Source organism: Actinocatenispora sera, from assembly GCF_018324685.1.
In the GTDB taxonomy this organism is placed as follows: Bacteria; Actinomycetota; Actinomycetes; order Mycobacteriales; family Micromonosporaceae; genus Actinocatenispora; species Actinocatenispora sera.
In genome coordinates, this window is the sequence record NZ_AP023354.1 from 4,448,560 (window position 1) to 4,465,851 (window position 17,292).

The 17,292-nt window shown below is 74.2% G+C and carries 18 protein-coding genes and 1 tRNA gene; 9 read left to right on the forward strand and 10 right to left on the reverse strand.

Features of this window, described 5'->3' with window-relative positions; genetic code table 11:
• Nucleotides 1-60 precede the first annotated feature (60 nt).
• Nucleotides 61-1,296 (forward strand): MFS transporter, encoded by a 1,236-nt coding sequence (locus tag Asera_RS21230; RefSeq protein ID WP_051802212.1) that lies wholly within the window; start codon nt 61-63, stop codon nt 1,294-1,296.
• Nucleotides 1,297-1,456: 160 nt separating this feature from the next.
• On the opposite strand, the gene xylB is transcribed toward Asera_RS21230, so the two are convergent.
• The 3 genes from xylB to Asera_RS21245 all read right to left on the reverse strand — a co-directional run bounded on the left by xylB (nt 1,457) and on the right by Asera_RS21245 (nt 4,173).
• On the reverse strand, nt 1,457-2,839 hold the full coding sequence (gene xylB / locus Asera_RS21235; protein WP_030446208.1) for a xylulokinase: 1,383 nt from the start codon (nt 2,837-2,839) through the stop codon (nt 1,457-1,459).
• 86 nt (nt 2,840-2,925) lie between these two features.
• Complete coding sequence (locus tag Asera_RS21240; RefSeq protein ID WP_084131498.1) at nt 2,926-3,495, reverse strand: DinB family protein; 570 nt, start codon at nt 3,493-3,495, stop codon at nt 2,926-2,928.
• 93 nt (nt 3,496-3,588) lie between these two features.
• Nucleotides 3,589-4,173 carry a TetR/AcrR family transcriptional regulator gene (locus Asera_RS21245; RefSeq protein ID WP_051802229.1) on the reverse strand — a complete coding sequence of 195 codons (585 nt, stop codon included), beginning with the start codon at nt 4,171-4,173 and terminating at the stop codon, nt 3,589-3,591.
• Nucleotides 4,174-4,222: 49 nt separating this feature from the next.
• On the opposite strand from Asera_RS21245, the gene Asera_RS21250 reads away from it, so the two are divergent.
• The gene (locus tag Asera_RS21250; protein WP_030446205.1) at nt 4,223-4,642 is read left to right on the forward strand and encodes an SRPBCC family protein; all 420 of its coding nucleotides are present in this window, start codon (nt 4,223-4,225) and stop codon (nt 4,640-4,642) included.
• 277 nt (nt 4,643-4,919) lie between these two features.
• On the opposite strand, the gene Asera_RS21255 is transcribed toward Asera_RS21250, so the two are convergent.
• Nucleotides 4,920-6,146 carry a PP2C family protein-serine/threonine phosphatase gene (locus tag Asera_RS21255; protein ID WP_169745835.1) on the reverse strand — a complete coding sequence of 409 codons (1,227 nt, stop codon included), beginning with the start codon at nt 6,144-6,146 and terminating at the stop codon, nt 4,920-4,922.
• Between the two features lie 352 nt (nt 6,147-6,498).
• On the reverse strand, nt 6,499-7,725 hold the full coding sequence (locus tag Asera_RS21260; protein WP_084131493.1) for a glycoside hydrolase family 3 N-terminal domain-containing protein: 1,227 nt from the start codon (nt 7,723-7,725) through the stop codon (nt 6,499-6,501).
• A 110-nt stretch (nt 7,726-7,835) separates the two neighbouring features.
• Between Asera_RS21260 and Asera_RS21265 the strand changes: the two genes are divergently transcribed.
• The 5 genes from Asera_RS21265 (at nt 7,836) to Asera_RS21285 (ending at nt 11,533) form a co-directional block, all read left to right on the forward strand.
• Complete coding sequence (locus Asera_RS21265; protein ID WP_051802210.1) at nt 7,836-8,396, forward strand: AAA family ATPase; 561 nt, start codon at nt 7,836-7,838, stop codon at nt 8,394-8,396.
• A gap of 78 nt (nt 8,397-8,474) precedes the next feature.
• Nucleotides 8,475-9,032, forward strand: coding sequence for a DnaJ family domain-containing protein (locus tag Asera_RS21270; protein WP_051802209.1), 558 nt, complete (start codon nt 8,475-8,477; stop codon nt 9,030-9,032).
• A gap of 148 nt (nt 9,033-9,180) precedes the next feature.
• Complete coding sequence (locus Asera_RS21275) at nt 9,181-10,374, forward strand: alpha/beta hydrolase (protein WP_030446200.1); 1,194 nt, start codon at nt 9,181-9,183, stop codon at nt 10,372-10,374.
• Nucleotides 10,375-10,474: 100 nt separating this feature from the next.
• On the forward strand, nt 10,475-11,332 hold the full coding sequence (locus tag Asera_RS21280; protein WP_030446199.1) for an SDR family oxidoreductase: 858 nt from the start codon (nt 10,475-10,477) through the stop codon (nt 11,330-11,332).
• A 116-nt stretch (nt 11,333-11,448) separates the two neighbouring features.
• A tRNA-Leu gene (locus Asera_RS21285) sits at nt 11,449-11,533 on the forward strand.
• Between the two features lie 10 nt (nt 11,534-11,543).
• Here the strand turns inward: Asera_RS21285 and Asera_RS21290 are convergent.
• Nucleotides 11,544-12,503: an NmrA family NAD(P)-binding protein gene (locus tag Asera_RS21290; RefSeq protein ID WP_051802208.1), complete on the reverse strand. Its 960-nt coding sequence runs from the start codon at nt 12,501-12,503 to the stop codon at nt 11,544-11,546.
• Between the two features lie 233 nt (nt 12,504-12,736).
• Between Asera_RS21290 and Asera_RS21295 the strand changes: the two genes are divergently transcribed.
• Both Asera_RS21295 and Asera_RS21300 read left to right on the forward strand, forming a co-directional pair.
• Nucleotides 12,737-13,084 (forward strand): YciI family protein, encoded by a 348-nt coding sequence (locus Asera_RS21295; protein WP_030446197.1) that lies wholly within the window; start codon nt 12,737-12,739, stop codon nt 13,082-13,084.
• An 81-nt stretch (nt 13,085-13,165) separates the two neighbouring features.
• Complete coding sequence (locus Asera_RS21300; protein WP_211255578.1) at nt 13,166-14,347, forward strand: RNA polymerase sigma factor; 1,182 nt, start codon at nt 13,166-13,168, stop codon at nt 14,345-14,347.
• A gap of 10 nt (nt 14,348-14,357) precedes the next feature.
• On the opposite strand, the gene Asera_RS21305 is transcribed toward Asera_RS21300, so the two are convergent.
• The 4 genes from Asera_RS21305 to Asera_RS21320 form a co-directional block, all read right to left on the reverse strand.
• On the reverse strand, nt 14,358-15,578 hold the full coding sequence (locus tag Asera_RS21305) for a TolB family protein (RefSeq protein WP_157034795.1): 1,221 nt from the start codon (nt 15,576-15,578) through the stop codon (nt 14,358-14,360).
• Entirely contained in the window at nt 15,575-16,090 is a 516-nt protein-coding gene (locus Asera_RS21310; protein WP_030446194.1) for a SigE family RNA polymerase sigma factor, read from the reverse strand. Before Asera_RS21310 ends, Asera_RS21305 begins: the two co-directional genes overlap by 4 nt.
• Before the next feature lie 230 nt (nt 16,091-16,320).
• Entirely contained in the window at nt 16,321-16,626 is a 306-nt protein-coding gene (locus Asera_RS21315) for a hypothetical protein (protein ID WP_030446193.1), read from the reverse strand.
• Between the two features lie 31 nt (nt 16,627-16,657).
• Complete coding sequence (locus Asera_RS21320; protein WP_157034794.1) at nt 16,658-17,200, reverse strand: hypothetical protein; 543 nt, start codon at nt 17,198-17,200, stop codon at nt 16,658-16,660.
• Nucleotides 17,201-17,292: the final 92 nt, after the last annotated feature.

The following is a 17,292-nucleotide window of genomic DNA, read 5'->3' on the forward strand; positions in this document are numbered from 1 at the left end:
ACCGGTGAGCTCGCCCACTGGTGCTTCGGACGGGCCCGGCCGGGCTGACAGGCTGGCCGGATGAGTACCACCGTCGACGCCGGCGCGCACCGGCTGCTGCGCCGCGCCGCCTACGCCACCGGTGGCGTGTTCGCGCTGTCCGGTGCGGTCCAGGCGACCTGGGTGTCGCGGCTGCCGGAGGTACGCACCACGCTGCACGCCGACCCGCGCTCGCTCGGTCTGGCCCTGCTCGGCACCGCCATCGGGTCGGTGGCGTCGACCCCGCTCACCGGTCGGCTCGCCGCCCGGTACGGCAGCCGGGCGGTGGTTGCGGGCGCGACGGTGGTCAGCCTGGCCGGGCTGGTTGGCCTGTCGATGGTGCACTCGGTACCGGCGCTCGGCCTGGTACTGGTGCTGTTCGGGTTCGGCTACGGCGGCTGGGACGTGGCGATGAACATCCACGGCCACCACGTCGAGTCGGCCGCCGGCCGCGCCTGGATGCCGCGCTACCACGCCGTGTGGAGCGTCGGCGGGTTCGTCGCCGCCGGGCTCGGGTCGGTGGTGGCCGGCGCGCGCGTACCGGTGCCGGTGCACTTCGTGGTGGCCGCGGTGCTGCTGGCCGGCGGCGTGTTCGGGCTGCTGACGCTGTTCCGGGCCGACGGCCGCGGCGCCAACGACCCGGCGTTCCCGGCGCCCGCGGTACCGGTCGATCTCGCACGGGCGGCGCCGGCGGTGCCGGTGGGGCGGATCGTGACGCTGCCGTTCGTCCTGCTCGGTGTGGTGATGGCGTGCTCGACGGTGGTGGAGGGCGCCGCCTCGGACTGGCTCGGCATCTACTTCAACACGGTGCGGGACGCGTCTCCGGCGGCGAGCTCCGCGGCGTACACGGTCTTCGCGATCGCGATGGCCGCCAGTCGCGGCGCCGGTACCTGGACGATCGCCTGGCTCGGCCGGGGCCGGGCGGTACGGGCGTCGGCCCTGCTCGCGCTCGCCGGCGTGACCGTGCTGCTGCTCGCACCGGTCACCGGCCTGGCGTACGCCGGCGCCGCGCTGTGGGGCCTGGGCACCGCGATCGTGTTCCCGGCGGTGATCAGCGCGGCCGGTGACACCGCGCCGGGCCGCGCCGCGCAGGCGATCTCGATGGTCACCCCGATCGGCTACACCGGCTTCCTGGTCGGACCGCCGCTGGTCGGCCTGCTCGCCCAGCACACCGGGCTGGAACACGCGCTGTGGCTGATCGGCGGGCTCGCCGCGGTGATGGCGATCCTCGCCGGTGCCACCCGCGATCGCCGCGCCCCGGCCACCGCCCGAACCTGATCGCCGCCCCGGCCGCCGCCCGACGCCGAGCGCGAGCCGTCCCCGCCGCCCGAGGCTGACCGCGAGCCGCCCCCGGCCGCCGCCCGGCGCCGAGCGCGAGCCGCCCCCGGCCGCCGCACGGGGTGCGCGCCCGGCGGCGGGCGGTCGCGGCGGTGGCCGGTCAGCGCTCGTGCAGGCGGTGCCGGGCGGCGCGGTAGCGGGCGCGCAGCTCCGCCGGCCAGCCGGCGCCGGCCGGCTCGTACCGGGTGGCGTCCGGTCGTGGCCAGGCCGGCGGCTCGGCGGCGCCGGACAGCGCCCAGGCGGCCTGCCGGGCGGCGCCCAGCGCGACGTACTCGGCCGGCTCCGGCACCAGCACCGGTACGCCGAACACGTCCGGCGCGGCCACGCGGATCGCCGCCGACCGGGAGCCGCCGCCGATCAGCAGGACGGTGTCGATCGCGGCGCCGTGCGCGCGCAGCTCGTCCAGCGCATCGGCCAGACCGCACAGCACCCCGAGCACGCTGGCCCGGGCGAGGTTCTCCGGCGTCATCGCGGCCCGGGTCAGCCCGAGCAGCGACCCGGTGGCGTCCGGCAGGTTCGGGGTCCGCTCGCCGTCCAGGTACGGCAGCAGGGTCAGGCCACCGGCGTCCGGCGCGGCGCTGGTGGCGAGCGCGTCCAACCCGGCCAGATCGGTACCGAGCATCCGGGCCGTGGCGGCGAGCACCCGGCTGGCGTTGAGCGTGCAGGACAGCGGCAGGAACCGGCCGGTGGCGTCGGCGAAGCTCGCCACCGCGCCGGTCGGGTCGGTGACCGGCGAGCCGGCCAGCGCGAACACCGCCCCGCTGGTACCGATCGAGACGACCGCCTGACCGGGGGACAGGCCGAGGCCGAGCGCGGCCGCCGCGTTGTCACCGGCGCCGGCCGCGAGCAGCGCGCCGTCGGCGGTCTCGCCGGCGACCGCGGCCGGGGCGAGCACGGTCGGCAGTGCGGCGTCGTGGCCCAGCGCCGCGGTGAGCAGATCGTGCCGGTAGTCGCCGGTCGCCGCGGAGAAGTAGCCGGTACCGGAGGCGTCGCTGCGGTCGGTGGTCGGCTCGCCCCGGCCGCCGCGCAGCCGCCAGGTCAGCCAGTCGTGCGGCAGCAGCACCCGGGCCACCCGGGCGGCGTGGGCCGGCTCGTGCTCGGCCAGCCAGGCGAGCTTGGTGACGGTGTACGAGGCGACCGGCACCAGCCCGACCGACGCCGCCCAGCCGTCCGCGCCGTACTTCTCGGTCAGCGCCTCGGCCTGCGGCGCCGACCGCACGTCGTTCCACAGCAGCGCCGGCCGGACCGGCCGGTCCGCGTCGTCGAGCGCCACCATGCCGTGCTGCTGGGCGCCCACGCCGATCGCCGCCGCGCCCCCGGCCGTACCGCCGGCGTCGGCCAGCGCCCGCCACCACGCCTCGGGGTCGACCTCGGTACCGTCCGGGTGCGGCGCCTGGCCGGCCCGCAACACCCGGCCGGTGTCGTCGTCGACGGTGAGCACCTTGCAGGACTGGGTCGACGAGTCGATCCCCACCACGGCCATCCCGGTTCCTCCTGCCCTCGGCTCGGCCCGTACCGGCTCCGATCATGCCTCGCCGGGCGGGCGGCGGGTGGCGGGGGCGGCGGGGATCAGGTTGCCGGCCGGGCCCGGTACAGGTCGCGCAGCAGGGCGATCTCGGCGCCGTGGTGGATCGCCTCGCGGTGGATGTGCAGCACCAGCGCCGCCATCGGCAGCTGCCCGTACGGGCCCTCGGCCGGGCCGCAGGGTTGCGCGAGCCGCTCCGGGGTCAGCCCGCGCACGCCGGCCATCCAGGTCGCGTACTGCTCGTCGAGCTGGGCGAGCGCGGTGCCGGCGTCACCGGCGTACGCGAAGCTGTCGTAGTCGGTCGCGGGGGCGCCGAAGTGGTGGGCGTTGCGCATCGCGAACACCCCGACGATCACGTGCGCCAGCCGCCAGGCGATCGTGGTGACCGGTGCCGGATCCGGCTCCGGGTAGGCGAAGTCGACGGTGTAGGCGCCGGTGCCGACGGTGCTCGCCGCGGTGCCGGTGCCCGCCGGCCGCACGCTCCAGCAGCCGGGCACCGGCTCCCAGAAGTACTCGTCGTCGCCGAGGCCGGCGAGCCGCGGCCGCAGCTGGTGGTCCCAGTGCCAGCCGAGCTGGTCGGCGAGGTTGCCGGTCCAGTCGATTTCGCTGCTCATGGCCGTTCCTCCCGCGCGGGAGCACCCGTCGGGCACGACCGCGCGATATCCATGCTTCGCTCGCTCATTCCGCGACGCTAGCGCCGGCTGCGGTCAGTTCCGGTCCGCATCGTGCCAGCGTTGCTCCAAACCGGTGAAGAACCGTTCGGCGGCGGCGTCCAGCGCGGCGTCGTCGCCGGTGGCGAGCCAGTCCAGGGCGAGGCCGCGGGCCACCGCGAGGCACAGCCGGGCGTCCGCGGCGGCCTCGGCCGGCGGCACCCCGGCGGCGGTGACGAACTCCACCAGCGGTTCGAGCCACGACTCGACCACACCGGCGAGCAACGGTTGGGTCGCCTCGTTTGCGCGCAGCGCCCGCCCGTACAGCTCGAAGAACAGCCGCATGTACGGGGCGAGCGCCGGATCGTGCAGGTGCCGGTACATGCCGCGCATCACCTGGCCGGCGTCGGCGCCGGGCGCCTCGCGCAGCGCGGCGAGCGCGGCGAGCTGGCGGCGCTCCATCTCCTGGGCGACCGCGACGAGCAGGCCGTCCTTGCTGCCGAAGTGGTAGATGAGCATCCGGTGGCTGGTGCCGAGCCCGGCGGCGAGGCCGCGCAGCGTCAGGTCGGTGGTACCGCGCTCGGCGAGGTGGTCGATGGCTCGTTCCACCAGCGCGGAGCGGGGGTCGCGGGCGGCAGGCATGTACCACATGGTACATGTACCATGTGGTACATCAGCTCAGGAGGCAGCGATGCATGTGGAGAAATCGGTACGGATCGCCGCACCCGCCGACGAGATCTGGCGGGTGTTGGCCGACGTCGAACGCTGGCCGGAGTGGACCGCGTCGATGCAGCGGGTGGAGCGGCTCGACGACGGCGAGTTCACCGTCGGCAGCCGCGCACGGGTGCAGCAGCCGAAGCTGCGGCCGGCGATCTTCGAGGTCACCGAGTCGACGCCCGGCGAGTCGTTCGTCTGGCGCGCCCGGGTCAGCGGCACCGAGATGCTCGCCGGCCACTACCTGCAGCCCGACGGCGACGCCACCCTCACCCGGCTCACGTTCGATCACACCGGCGGGCTCGCCGGCCTGATCGACCTGTTCTACGGCAAGATGATCCGCGAGTATGTCGGGATGGAGACCGCCGGCCTGCGCCGGCACTGCGAGGCTGCCTGACGCCTCATTCGAGATCGGCGAGCGCGGTCCTCACTTCATCCGAGGTCGGCGAGGGCGGTCCTCACTTCATCCGAGGTCGGCGAGGGCGGTCCTCACTTCATCCGAGGTCGGCGAGGGCGGTCCTCACCTCATCCGAGGTCGGCGAGGGCGGTCCTCGCCGTGGCCGCGACGAGCGGGTCGTCCGGCTTCGCGCTCGCCGCCTGCCGCGGCGCCCGGCCCGCCGCGGAGCGCGATCGGCCAGGGCGTATCCGCAAAGCTTCGCGTGCGAGCAGTTCTGCTAGCCCGCCTCGCCGGTGCGACGCAGCCCGAAGACGGCCGCGTCGTCGGCAAGTACCCGGTTGCCTACGATCCCGGCCACCGCCGCGGCACAGGTCGCCACCGCCGAGCTGGGGTCGATCAGGGCGCACAGCTCATCGATGCCTTCCCGGATCGACTGGTCGCGCCGCTCCACCAGCCCGTCGGTGTACAGGCAGAGCAGGGCGCCGGCGGGCAGCGGGACGTGCATGCTGTGTCGCTCGCGATCGATGCCGATGCCCAGCGGCAGATCGGTCGGGCCGGTCAGCGGTTCGGCGCGCCGTCCGCCGACCGACAGCAGCGGCGGTGGATGACCCGCGACGCTGACCCGCAGCGCATCGCCCGAGGGCTCCACCACCAGGTAGGTCACGGTCGCGGTGATACCCGGCTCGAAGTGCTGGATCTTGCGGTCCAGCCGGGTCACGACCTCCGCGGGATCCGCCACCTCCAGCGCGTACGCCCGCAGCGCGCTGCGCAGCCGCCCCATCACCACCGCGGCCGGCAGCCCGTGCCCGACGACGTCGCCGATCACGACGCCCAGGGCGCCGGAGTCGAACAGGAACGCGTCGTACCAGTCACCGCTGACGCCGGTCTGCTCGCTCGGCAGGTAGCGGGCGGCGAGCTCCAGGCCGTCGACCTGGGGCAGCCGGGTCGGAAGCAGGCTTCGCTGGAGCGCTTCGGCGGCGCTGCGTTCCAGCCGCGAGCGGCGCGACTGTGCGGCGAGCGCGACCCGGTCGGCGACCAGCTGCAGCAGCCGGATGTCGCCATCGCTGAACCTGCGCCGGGTGAAGCAGCCCACGTGCAGGACCCCGATGAGTTCGCCGAAGCTGATGAGCGGGACACCGAGCAGGGTGCTCAGCCCGGCCTGCCACAGGATCGGATTGATCACGCTGGTGGCGTCGACCCGGTCCAGATAGACCGGTTTGCGCGAGGCGGCGACCCGGCCGGCGAACCCCTGCGCCGTCGGGATCCGGACGCCGAGCCGGACCTCCTCGTCGAGTCCCCGGCTCGCGGTGGCGACGAGGTCGCCGGAGTCGCGGTCGAGCAGCAGCACCGTGGCGGTGTCCGCCCCGACCACCTCGCAGGTGCGATCCAGCAGCTCGGCAAGCAGGTCCTTGAGGCCCAGTTCGGCCAGTGCCGAGTCGGTCAGCAGATCGATCGCGGACAGTCGGCCCGCATCCTCGTCGGAGGTCAGCAGTTCGTCGGTCACCCGGCTCCTTGTCACTGGGACGGGCCGCACCACGGCGTCGACGGTGGTCATCGCGGGCGCCAAATATAGCCGATGCGCGGCCGCGGTCGTGGCCGCTTGCGGCGCAACGGTTCTGCGGGCCCGTGAGTCGCCACAGACCGGCACAACGTGGGCAACCGGGCGATCGGCAGGGCGCCGGGACCATCGCCGCGGCGCCCGCACCCGCCGGCCAGCCCGCACCCTCCGGCCAGCCGGGAGCCGGCGGTGGTCGGCGGACTCGGACGAACCGGGACCGAGCGGTTCGGCACGGCGTATGAGGCGCCAGCGACGTCTCGGCCACCTCACCGTAAATCTGGCGATGATCGGGAATCGGTCAGCCGAGGCCCCCGCGCAGGGCGGTGACGCGGTCGGCGGCCGCGGTGAAGTCGGACCGGTCCAGCGAGCCGTTCCGGTAGCCGGCCGCGAGCGCGGTGACCGCGTCGGCGCCCTGCGCCGGATCCCGCCCGGAGCACAGCAGCAGGTCCATCCCGGCCGCGGCGGCCGCGACGGCGCGGTGTCGGGTGTCCCCGTACGACTTCAACGCACCCGCCTCCATCGCGTCGGTCATCGTCACGCCGTCGAAGCCGAGGCGGCCGCGCAGCTCGTTGGCGATGATCGCGCGCGACATGCCGGCCGGGTGGTGGGCGTCGAGCGCCGGATAGGTCGCCCAGGACGCCATCACCAGCGGCACGCCGGCCGCGATCGCCTGCCGGTACGGCTTCTCGTCGACCGACCGCAGCTGCGCCGCGCTGGTGTTCAGCGTGACCGGTACCTCGTCGGTGTTCTCGTCCGCGCCGGCCGGGCCCAGGCCCGGGAAGTGCTTGGCGGTGGCGAGCACGCCGCCGGCGGCCTGCGCGGTGACGAACGCCGAGCCGAGCTTCGCCACCTGGTCCGCATCCGAGCTGTACGACCGGCCGTACTGGTCCATCAGGTCGCCGGGGCCGCGGTGCACGTCGAGCACCGGGGCCAGGTTGACGTTGAGCCCGGCGGTGGTGAGGGTGTCGGCGGCGCCGGTACCGGCCGCCTTGGCCGCCGCGGTCGGGTCGGCCGCCTGCCCGATCTGCTTCGCCGACAGGTTCGGTTCGCCGGGCAGCCGGCGGATCTCGCCGCCCTCCTGGTCGGTGAGCAGCAGCAACGGTTTCGCCAGCGGGCTCCTGCGCGCAGCGGCCTGCAGCCGGCCGGCCACCCGGTGCACCTGGGCGAGGCTGGAGACGTTGTCGGAGAAGAAGATCACCCCGGCGACCTCACCCTTGCCGATCGCGGTCAGTAGGCTGTCCGGCGGGGTCAACCCGGAGTAGGACCAGATGACCCGCTCGCCGGCCAGCTGGCGCGGCGTCAGCGCGGTCCGGGTGGCCGACGGGGCGGGCCGGGCGCTCGACGGGTGGCCGCCGGCCGCGGGCAGGAACGCCGCCCGGCCGCCCGAGCCGCGGCCGAGGAACAGGCCGACCGGCACCGCGACCGCGATCACCAGGACGGCCGCGAGCAGCCATCCGCGGCGCCCGTGCTTTCGCGCCGTCCCGCCTCCGGTACGCGCCGTACCGTCGCCGCGCTGTCGCGCCATGTCGATCCGTCCTAACTTGTCGGTTTACTGGCGATTTTCCGCGCTTTCGCCACCCTACCGGCGACCCGGGGCGCGCGCCCGCCCACAGCAACCAACGATGGGGGAGAAGTATGCGTCATGTGCTGACCGGCGGCCCCGGTGCCGGCAAGACCACGCTGGTCGAGGCGCTGGCCGCAACCGGCCTGCCGGTCGTACCGGAGTCCGGCCGGGCCATCATCCGCGACCAGGTCGCCGCGGGTGGCGACGCCCTGCCGTGGCGTGACGCGGCCCGCTTCGCCGAAGCGATGATCGAGGCCGACATCGCCGCGTACCGGACCGTGCCCGCCGGTATGGTGATCTTCGATCGGGGCATTCCGGACACCATCGGCTACCTGCGGCTCACCGGCCTCCCGGTACCGCGACGATTGACCACGGCGGCCCGGCGGGCCCGGTACGGGCGGATCTTCGTGGCGCCGCCGTGGCCGGCGATCTACCGCACCGACACCGAACGCCGGCAGGACCTCGCCGAGGCGCGCGCCACCCACGACGCGATCGTCGCGGTCTACCGCGAGCTGGGGTACCGGCCGCTGCGCCTGCCGTGCACCGGTGTCGCCGCCCGGGTCCGGTACGTGCTCGACCACCTCGACCGCCGGTCCGAAGTGGACGGTCGGCGGCGCGGGCACAACCAGTGACCGGTATCGATCGCCCCGCAGCGGGCCCGCCACGGCGCCGGGTTACCGTGGAGGAAGCCGAGGCGAAGGGCGGCGCCGATGGACAGCTCGCAGTACGAGTCGCTGATCGACCAGCAGATTCGCGAGGCCACCGAACGCGGCGAGTTCGCCGACCTACCCGGATCCGGCAAGCCGTTGCGCAACCTCGACGCGACCAAGGACGAGCTGTGGTGGCTGCGGGAGTACATGGCCCGCGAGGGGTTGAGCAGCGACGCGTTGCTGCCGCCGGCGCTGCAGCTGCGCCGCGAGATCGAGCGGCTGCCCGAGACCGTGCGCAGCGCGCTCAGCGAGCAGAACGTGCGGGAGGCGGCAGCCGCGCTCAACCGGCGCATCGCCGACTACCTCAAGGCGCCGTCCGGGCCGGCGTTGCCGGTCGCCCCGGTCGACCCGGACGCCGTGGTGGCCCGGTGGCGGGCCGACCGCGCCGCCCGCTCGCGCCGCGCGGCCACGCCCGCGGCCCAGGACGCCGCAGCCCCGGATGCCGCAGCCCCGGATGCCGCAGCCCCGGAGGCCGTGGCCCCGGACGCCGGGGCGCAGCCGGCCGCGGCGCAGCCGAGCGACCGACCGTGGTGGCGCCGGCGGTTCCGCCGCTCCTGACCGGCTGCCCACCGGCGCCGTCGGCCCGAGCCGGCGCCCCGCCGCGCGATCGAGAACTGTCGGCGAGCTAACCACCTGTTTGCCTTGGCGCACATAGCGTTGGCCCCATGAGTGAGCGAGTCGTGAAAGCCGTGCGGGTGGGTGCCGCATGAGCCTGACCGGAGTGCCGTTGCTGATCCTGGTCGCCGTGCTGGCGGTCGGCCTGCCGGTCGCGGCGGTGCGGTGCTGGCGCTGGCGGCGGCTGCGGCTGACCCGCACCGCGGCGTTGGTGGTGTGCGGCCAGCTGCTGATCACCTCCGCGTTCCTGCTCGCCGTCAACCGGCAGCAGCAGTTCTTCACCAGCTGGTCCGACCTGTTCGGCGAGCAGCAGGTGCCGGCACTGCCGACCGGATCGTCCGGCACCCGGGCTCTCGGCAACGGGCCCGACCAGCACGCCGCCGATCCCGCCGGCCACGTGTACGCGATGCGCATCAAGGGGCCGCGCAGCCACCTGGACCTGCCGGCGGACGTGTACCTGCCGCCGCAGTACGACCAGCCGGGGTGGGCGCACCACCGGTTCCCGGTGGTCGAGTTCCTGGACGGCTTCCCCGGCAACCCGCAGCGCTGGCTCGGTGCGCTGCGGCTGCGCGAGACGCTGGACAGCCAGATCGGTACCGGACGGATGCCGCCGGTGGTGGGCGTGCTGCCGACCCAGACGACGAACGCCCTGCACGACAGCGAGTGCGTCAACCAGGTACACGGCCGGCAGTACGCGACGTACCTGATCGACGACGTACGCAGCGTCGTCGCCCACCGGCTGCGGGTCGCCACCGGGCGGCGGTCCTGGGGCCTGATCGGGTACTCCACCGGCGGGTTCTGCGCGAACAACCTGGCCCTGCAGCCCGGATACCGGTTTGCCGCCGCGGCGAGCCTGTCCGGCTACTTCCAGCCCTACCTCGACCGCTCCACCGGCAACCTGTTCGCCGGCAGCCGGGCCGCCCGTGCCGCCAACGACCCGCTGTACCAGGTCCGGCACGCGGCGCGGTTACCCGCGCTGTCGTTCTTCGCCATGTGCGCCACCCCGGACCCGCAGCCGTGCGCCGAGGGCAGATCGTTCGCCGCCGCCGTGCACGCGCCGATCCGGCTGCGCCGGCTGGTACTGCCGACCGGCGGGCACAACATGGTCACCTGGCGGGCGGTCACCCCGACCGCGCTGGACTGGCTCGGCAGCACGCTGTCCGCCGGTCCCGGCCCGGCCGCCACACCCGCGCCGCCGCACTCGGCCCGGCCGGTACCGGCCCGGCTGCCGGCGCCGACCGGCGTCCTGTCCGCCACCCCGCCGGTCGCGGCCAGCCGTCACTGACGCCCGGGCGGCCCGCCGGCGCGATCGGGATGCGCGGGGCCGGTGGATCTCGTAGGTTCGGCGGGGACGGCGCGCGCCACGCGGGCCGGGGGAGGCGAGCATGATCGCGGTGACCGGGGCAAGCGGGCATCTCGGCGGGCTGATCGCCCGGCTGCTGTCGGTGGCGGGTGAGCGGACCCGGTTGATCGGCCGCAGCGCGGCCCGGCTGCCGGTGCTGCCGGGCGGGACGCCGGCGCCGGTAACCGACTACGCCGACGCCGCCTCCATGGGCCGGGCGCTGGCCGGCGTCGAGACGCTGCTGCTGGTGTCGGCGACCGAGGCGGCGGACCGGGTCGAACGCCACACCGCCGCCGTCGACGCCGCGGTACGGGCCGGGGTACGGCGCATCGTCTACATCTCGTTCGCCGGCGCCGCGCCGGACGCCACCTTCACGTTCGCCCGGGACCACTGGCACACCGAGCAGCACCTGGCCGCGAGCGGTGTGGCGTACACCATCCTGCGCGACAACCTGTACCTCGCCGCGCTGCCCGGCATGGTCGGCGACGACGGCGTACTGCGCGGCCCCGGCGGTACCGGCCGGGTGGCCGCGGTGGCCCACGAGGACGTCGCCGCCGTCGCGACCACCGTACTGACCGGGGAGGGTTTCGACGCGGCGACGTTCGACGTGACCGGGCCGGAGGCGCTCACCCTGGCCGAAGCGGCGGAGACGATCGGCCGCTTCGCCGGCCGCCCGGTGCGCTACGAGGCCGAGACCGTACAGCAGGCGTACGAGTCGCGGGCCCGGTACGGCGCGCCCGCCTGGGCGGTCGACGGCTGGGTCAGCTCGTACCTCGCGATCGCCGCCGGCGAGCTCGAAACGGTGCATCCCACCGTGCCGGAACTGACCGGGTACCCGGCCCGGACGCTGGCCGACTTCCTGGCCGAACATCCGGACAGCTACCGGCACCTGGTGCCGTGACGGACGCCGTCGGCCCCGCCCGGTCCAGCGAGTCCGGTCGTGTACAGTTAGCGCTCGCATGCGCCCTTCCCCGAAGGCAGGCCGGAGCCGGCCGGAAGGTAGGGTCGGTGCAGCAGGTCCGAGTGGCGGAATGGCAGACGCGCTAGCTTGAGGTGCTAGTGCCCGGTTTAGGGCGTGGGGGTTCAAGTCCCCCCTCGGACACCCTGATTGCTCAACATTCACGCAGGTCGAGCACCGTCTCCGAACGGGGCCTTCGCGTTGCCGGGGCCGGGTGGTCGAAGGCGGCCCGGTGGTGGTGGAGGAACGTCTCGAGGGACTGCGGGGGTCCGCCGCCGATCGCCTCGACGACGTCGGTGACCACGTCCTGCTCGCCGTGCCGGTGGGTTTCGGCCACGTGGCACAGGTGCTCGATCAGGTAGTCGGGAATGCCGCCGGTTCGCGAGAGCGCCTGCCGCCACGTCTCGACGGGCACCTCGACGTACCGGATCGGGCGGCCGAGCACCCGGCTGAAGACCTCGGCCTGCTCGGCCATCGACAGCGCCACCGGGCCGGTCGGTGAGAGGATCTCGCCGCGCGGCGGCGCCGGGTTGGTCAGCAGCCCGACGGCCACCCGCGCGACGTCCTCGCCGGCGACCGGGGCGTGCCTGCCCGCGCCGTACGGTAGGTAGATCGCGTCGTCGGTGCGGATCGCCGCCGGGTTGGCGATGGTGAGCAGGTTCTCCAGGAAGTACGGCGGGCGGAGGTGACTCACGCCGATCCCGGACCAGTCGAACACCCGCTCGGCCAGCCAGTGGCCGCGCGCGGCGGCGCTGGTGTGATCCGGCCGCGCGGTCAGCTGCGACATGTTCACGATCGACTCGACGCCCGCCTGCTTGCCGGCGGCGGCGAAGGTCGTCGTCGCGGTGAGCAGGCTGTCGGCGAGCGGGTAGGTGAAGTAGGCGCGCCGCACTCCGTCCAGCGCGGCGCGTACGGTCTCGAAGTCGCCGAGGTCGCCGATGACGACCTGCGCGCCCAGCTGCTTGAGCGCGGCCGAGCGGTCGTCGTCGTGGTGCACGAACGCCCGGGTCGGCAGGCCCCGTGCCAGCAGCTGGCGGGCCACGTGGTTTCCCGTCGCGCCATGGCTGCCGCCCGCCCCGACGACCAGGTACGTGGTGGAACTCGCCTCGTTCATCGCAACATCGCGCCTTTCCCGGTTGATGGAGTGTTCGGTCGCAAACGCCCCGGTTCGCCGAGCTGGCTGGCACCCGCCTGCGATCGGGTCGCACTCTTCCGACGTCCGCCGGCCGCCGGGATCGACAGCGGCGGGGAAATTCGGCGCGGCGTGGTTGTCGATTCCGCCGCGGGTCGCGCGTCGGAATCAGTGCAGGGCCGCACTCGGCGGCCGCGCAGGGAAGGATGGGATCGATGGCCCAGTACCTGGTGTTGATCTATGACGACGAGGACACGCTGGCGGCGGCCGACCCGCAGGCGTCCGACGAGCTGCTCGCCGAGCACCGGCGCTTCGCGTCGGCGAACGGGACGAGCGTGCGCGGCGGCAACGCCCTCCAGCCGACCGCGGCGGCGACCTCGATCCGCCCGGACGGCGCCGGCGGGTTCAGCGTCACCGACGCGCCGTTCGCCGAGACCAAGGAGGCGCTGGTGGGCTACTACCTCGTCGATGCCGACGACCTCGACGAGGCGGTGGCGATCGCCGAGCAGGTACCGACGTTGGCCGGCGGGGTCGAGGTCCGGCCCGTGCTGACCTTCGACTGACGTCCGGGACGCCAGGTGCTGAGAGGGGACCCGCGGGTGGGTGCCGCGGTCGCGGATGCGCACCGGCGCGAGTGGGCCTTCGTGCTCGCCGCGACGGTGCGGGTCACCCGCGATCTGGACCTGGCCGAGGAGTGCGTCCAGGACGCCTACGCGAAGGCGCTGACCGCCTGGCCGGCCACGGGCATCCCGCGCAACACCGGTGCCTGGCTGACCACGACGGCGCGGCGCCGCGCGCTGGACCTGCTGCGGCGGCAGGCCACCGCGGCCCGCGCGCTGCCGCTGCTCGTCGAGAACAGCCTCGACGAGGCCGAGCCGCAGCGGCGCACCGGCGGCATCGCCGACGACCGGCTGCGGCTGGTGTTCGTCTGCTGCCACCCGACCCTCTCCCGCGATGCCCAGGTGGCCCTGACCCTGCGGCTGCTGTGCGGGCTGTCCACCGCGGAAGTGGCCCGCGCCTTCCTGGTCGGCGAGCCGACCATGTCCGCCCGGATCACTCGCGCCAAGAAGAAGATCGCCCAGGCGCGGATCCCGTACCGGGTGCCCGCGCCGGCGGAACTCCCCGGCCGGGTGGCGTCGGTCTGCGAGGTGGTGCACCTGCTGTTCACCACCGGCCACGCCGCCCCGACCGGTACCGAGTTGATCCGCCGCGATCTGGTCGAGCGGGCTCTCGACCTGGCCCGGATGCTGCACACGCTGCTCCCCGGCAGCGCCGACGTCGCCGGGCTGCTGGCGCTGATCCTGCTCACCGACGCGCGCCGGGACGCCCGGCTGGACGAGCACGGCCAGCCCGTGCAACTCGCCGAGCAGAACCGGGGCCGCTGGGACCACGGCGCGATCACGGAGGGGGTGGCGCTGGCGCGCGACGCCCTGCGCGCCCGGCCGCCGGGACGGTTCGCGTTGATGGCCGCCATCGCCGCGGTGCACGACGAGGCCGAGAGCTGGGACGCCACCGACTGGCGCGAGATCGTCGGCCTCTACGACCTGCTGGTGGACCTGTGGCCCTCCCCGGTGGTCGCGCTCAACCGCGCCGTGGCGGTCGGGTTCGCCGACGGCCCCGCCGCCGGGCTCGCCGCACTCGACCCGCTCGCCGACGAGCGGCAGCTCGCCGGCTACGGCTACCTCGCCGCCGCCCGCGCCGAGTTCCTCGCGCGGCTCGGGCGCATCCGGGACGCCCGCGCTGCGTACGAGGAGGCGCTGCGGCTGACCGGGAACGCGGCCGAGCGTGCCCACCTCGCCCGCCGCCTCGACGAACTCACCGAGTGACCCGGGTGCTTCAGCGGGCTTGCAGGGTCAGCTCGGCCGGGGCGGTCACCGGCGGGTAGACGTTCGGCAGGTACCGGACGGTCTGCGCGACGCCGTCGAGGGTGACGGTGGTCAGCGCCTGCACCGGCTCGCTGGTCGGTCCGAGGCCGGCGGTACGGATCAGCGCATGGTCGTCGTCCAGCCACCAGCCGGGGGTGGCCCAGCCGTCGAGATCGGTGGCGATCCGGGCCCGTACCCTGCCGGTCGCGACCGCGACGATCTGCAGCTGCGGGCGACCGGTGCCGGCGCGGTTGCTGATCCCGTGGACGAGCACGTACCGGCCGTCCGGCGACCAGCTGCCGGTGCCGTACACCAGGCCGCGGATCGGCAGCGTGGCACGGGGTCGGCCGCTGCGGTCGAACAACTGGAGGTGGTCGACCAGGTCCGGGGTCGCCTCCGACATGTTGCCCCGGTCGGCGATGGTCAGGACCACCCGGCTGGCATCGCGGTTCCAGGTGAACATCACCTGGCTGGTGTCGTACTTCGTATGGTCGACCCAGTGCACGGTGGCCCGCAGGCTCACGGCGTCGATCAGGACGAACCCGAGGGAGTGCGCCGGGTCGATCTTGCCGGACACGGTGAACAGCACCGTCGAACCGTCCGGTGACCACTGCGGTGACGACGGTTGGTAGCCGTCCATGGACAGCGGCGTCAGCTGCCCGGTGGCGATGTCCAACATCCCCGGCCGGTACGGGAAGGTCTGGCCGAGCACGACGGCGCGCTTGCCGTCCGGCGACGGCACCGCCGCGTCGTAGCCGACCCGCACGTACCGGTGGTGCGCCTGGTCCCACAGCACGCTCGGATGCGACGGGGTGCCCTGCGCGCTGGCGAAACCGGTCACCGCGTACGGCCCGACCGTGACGAGCCGTTGCGGCAGCAGCACCGAGCCGGGGTGCGGGTACTCGGTCTGCGCCGGCGCGACCACCCGCGGCGGTGGGGCGGACGCCGACGGCGACCTCGACGCCGCCGGGGCCGGGGCGGCGTGCCGGGACGGACCGGGACGATGCCGGTCGAGTACCAGCGGGACGGTCCCGGCGAGCGCGACCACCACGACCGCGACGCCCGCCACCACGGTCCGGCGGCGCCGTCGCCGACGCGCCGTTCGCAGCGCGGCCGGGCCCAGGTCCACCGACCTGGCCTGATCGGCCACCGCCTGCAACGTGTCCCGCAGCGCCTCGTCCATGCGTGTCACGGCCCGACCCCCTCGGCGTCCAACAACTCCCGCAGCTCGGGGGCGACCACCCGCAGCCGGGCGAGCGCGCGGGAGGTCTGGCTCGCCACGGTGCCGGGGCGGCAGCCGAGGATCTCGGCCACCTCCCGTTCGCTCCGGTCCTCCAGGTAGCGCAGCACGAGCACCGCCCGCTGCCGATGGCCGAGCCGGGACAGCCCGCCGTACAGCACCAGCCGCATCGTGCTCGCGGTCGTGCTGTCCGGCGCCAGCCGGTCCGGCAGCGCTCCGGTCGGCGTTTCGTGCGTCGAGCGTCGCCGCCACCAGGAGGCGAACTCGTGGTAGAGCACCTTGCGCGCGTACGGCTCGGGATCGGTACGGATGCGTCGCCAGCTCGCGGCGGTCTTCGCCAGCGCGGCCTGGACCAGGTCCTCGGCGCTCTGCTGCTGGCCGCTCAGCGCATACGCGGAGCGAAGGAGCGCGACGGTCCGGGTCCGCGCGAACTCCAGGAACTCCCGCTCTGCCACCGAGTCCATCGACACCCCCTCACGGGAATGACGCGCCACGCCCTCCGATACCTTGCACCTGCCCCGCCGCTTTCTGCGTCAGGGGGGCCGCTGCTCGCCATCCGGTGGGGCACCCGCGCGGGCGCATCGAGCCCCGGTACGAGGATGCGCCCGGTGCCGTGGGGTCTCGCGTGTCCGGGCCGGGACGGCCGGACACGACGGTGGCCCGCACCCGGGTCAGCGGGTACGGGCCACCGGGGTCACTTGACCTTGTCGGCGCACTTCTGGCCGGCGGCCTCGGCGTCCTTGCTGTCCATGCCGCCCACGTAGTCGATTCGGATCTTGCCGTCCACGTACTTCTGCAGGTCGTCCTTGTCGCCGTACTTGAGCATCGCGTCGGCGAAGCAGTCGGTGACCGAGCTGGGCAGGCCCTTGAAGTCCGACTCGGTCTTCAGCTTGGCGGTCAGGTCCGACTTGTCGACACCGCCGCAGGCGGTCAGGCCGAACGCGAGGCCGACACCGACGGCGGTGAGTACGACGGAACGGACGAGAGTGGAGCGCATCATGGTGCCTTTCGAGGGATTCGGTTCGGGGGAGTCAGGCGGTACGGGTGGCCCTGCGCGCGGCCTTGCGGGCCTTCGCGTAGCGGCCGACTGCGGGAAGGAACAGCAGCGTCGGGATCGCGAGCGACAGGATTACCAGCAGCACCGTGGTGACGGTGAAGCCGGCCGGTCCGGTGCCGAGGGTGGTCAGCCGGGTCGTGTCGCTGAGCAGCAGTACCAGGGTGACGAGCACCCGGGCCCAGGTGGCGCCGTTGCGGGCGAAGGCCGCGAACAGCAGCGCGAAACCGATCGCGACCAGGTCCAGGACGGCCCGGTTGACCAGCAGCCCGTACGCGGTGTCGACGGCGTCGGCGTGGTCGAACGCGCCGGCCGCGTGTTCGCTGAGATAGGAGCTGCCGGCACTTTCGACGAAGTCGCGACCGGTCGCGAAGACGACGACCGCACCGACGACGGCGACGAGCGCGGCGGCCAGCATCGCGTACCACGCGACGCGCAGTACGGTGGGTCGTGCGACCGGCGGCCCGGCGGGCACGACGCCACCGATGGGCGCGGTGTAGGCCGGCTGTTGTGTTGCCATGGTTGCGGTGAACTCCAGACATGATGGTCGGGAAGACGTCGTTCTCCCCGGGTGCGCAGAGTGTCGACGGGCCCGCCACACCGGCGCCACAT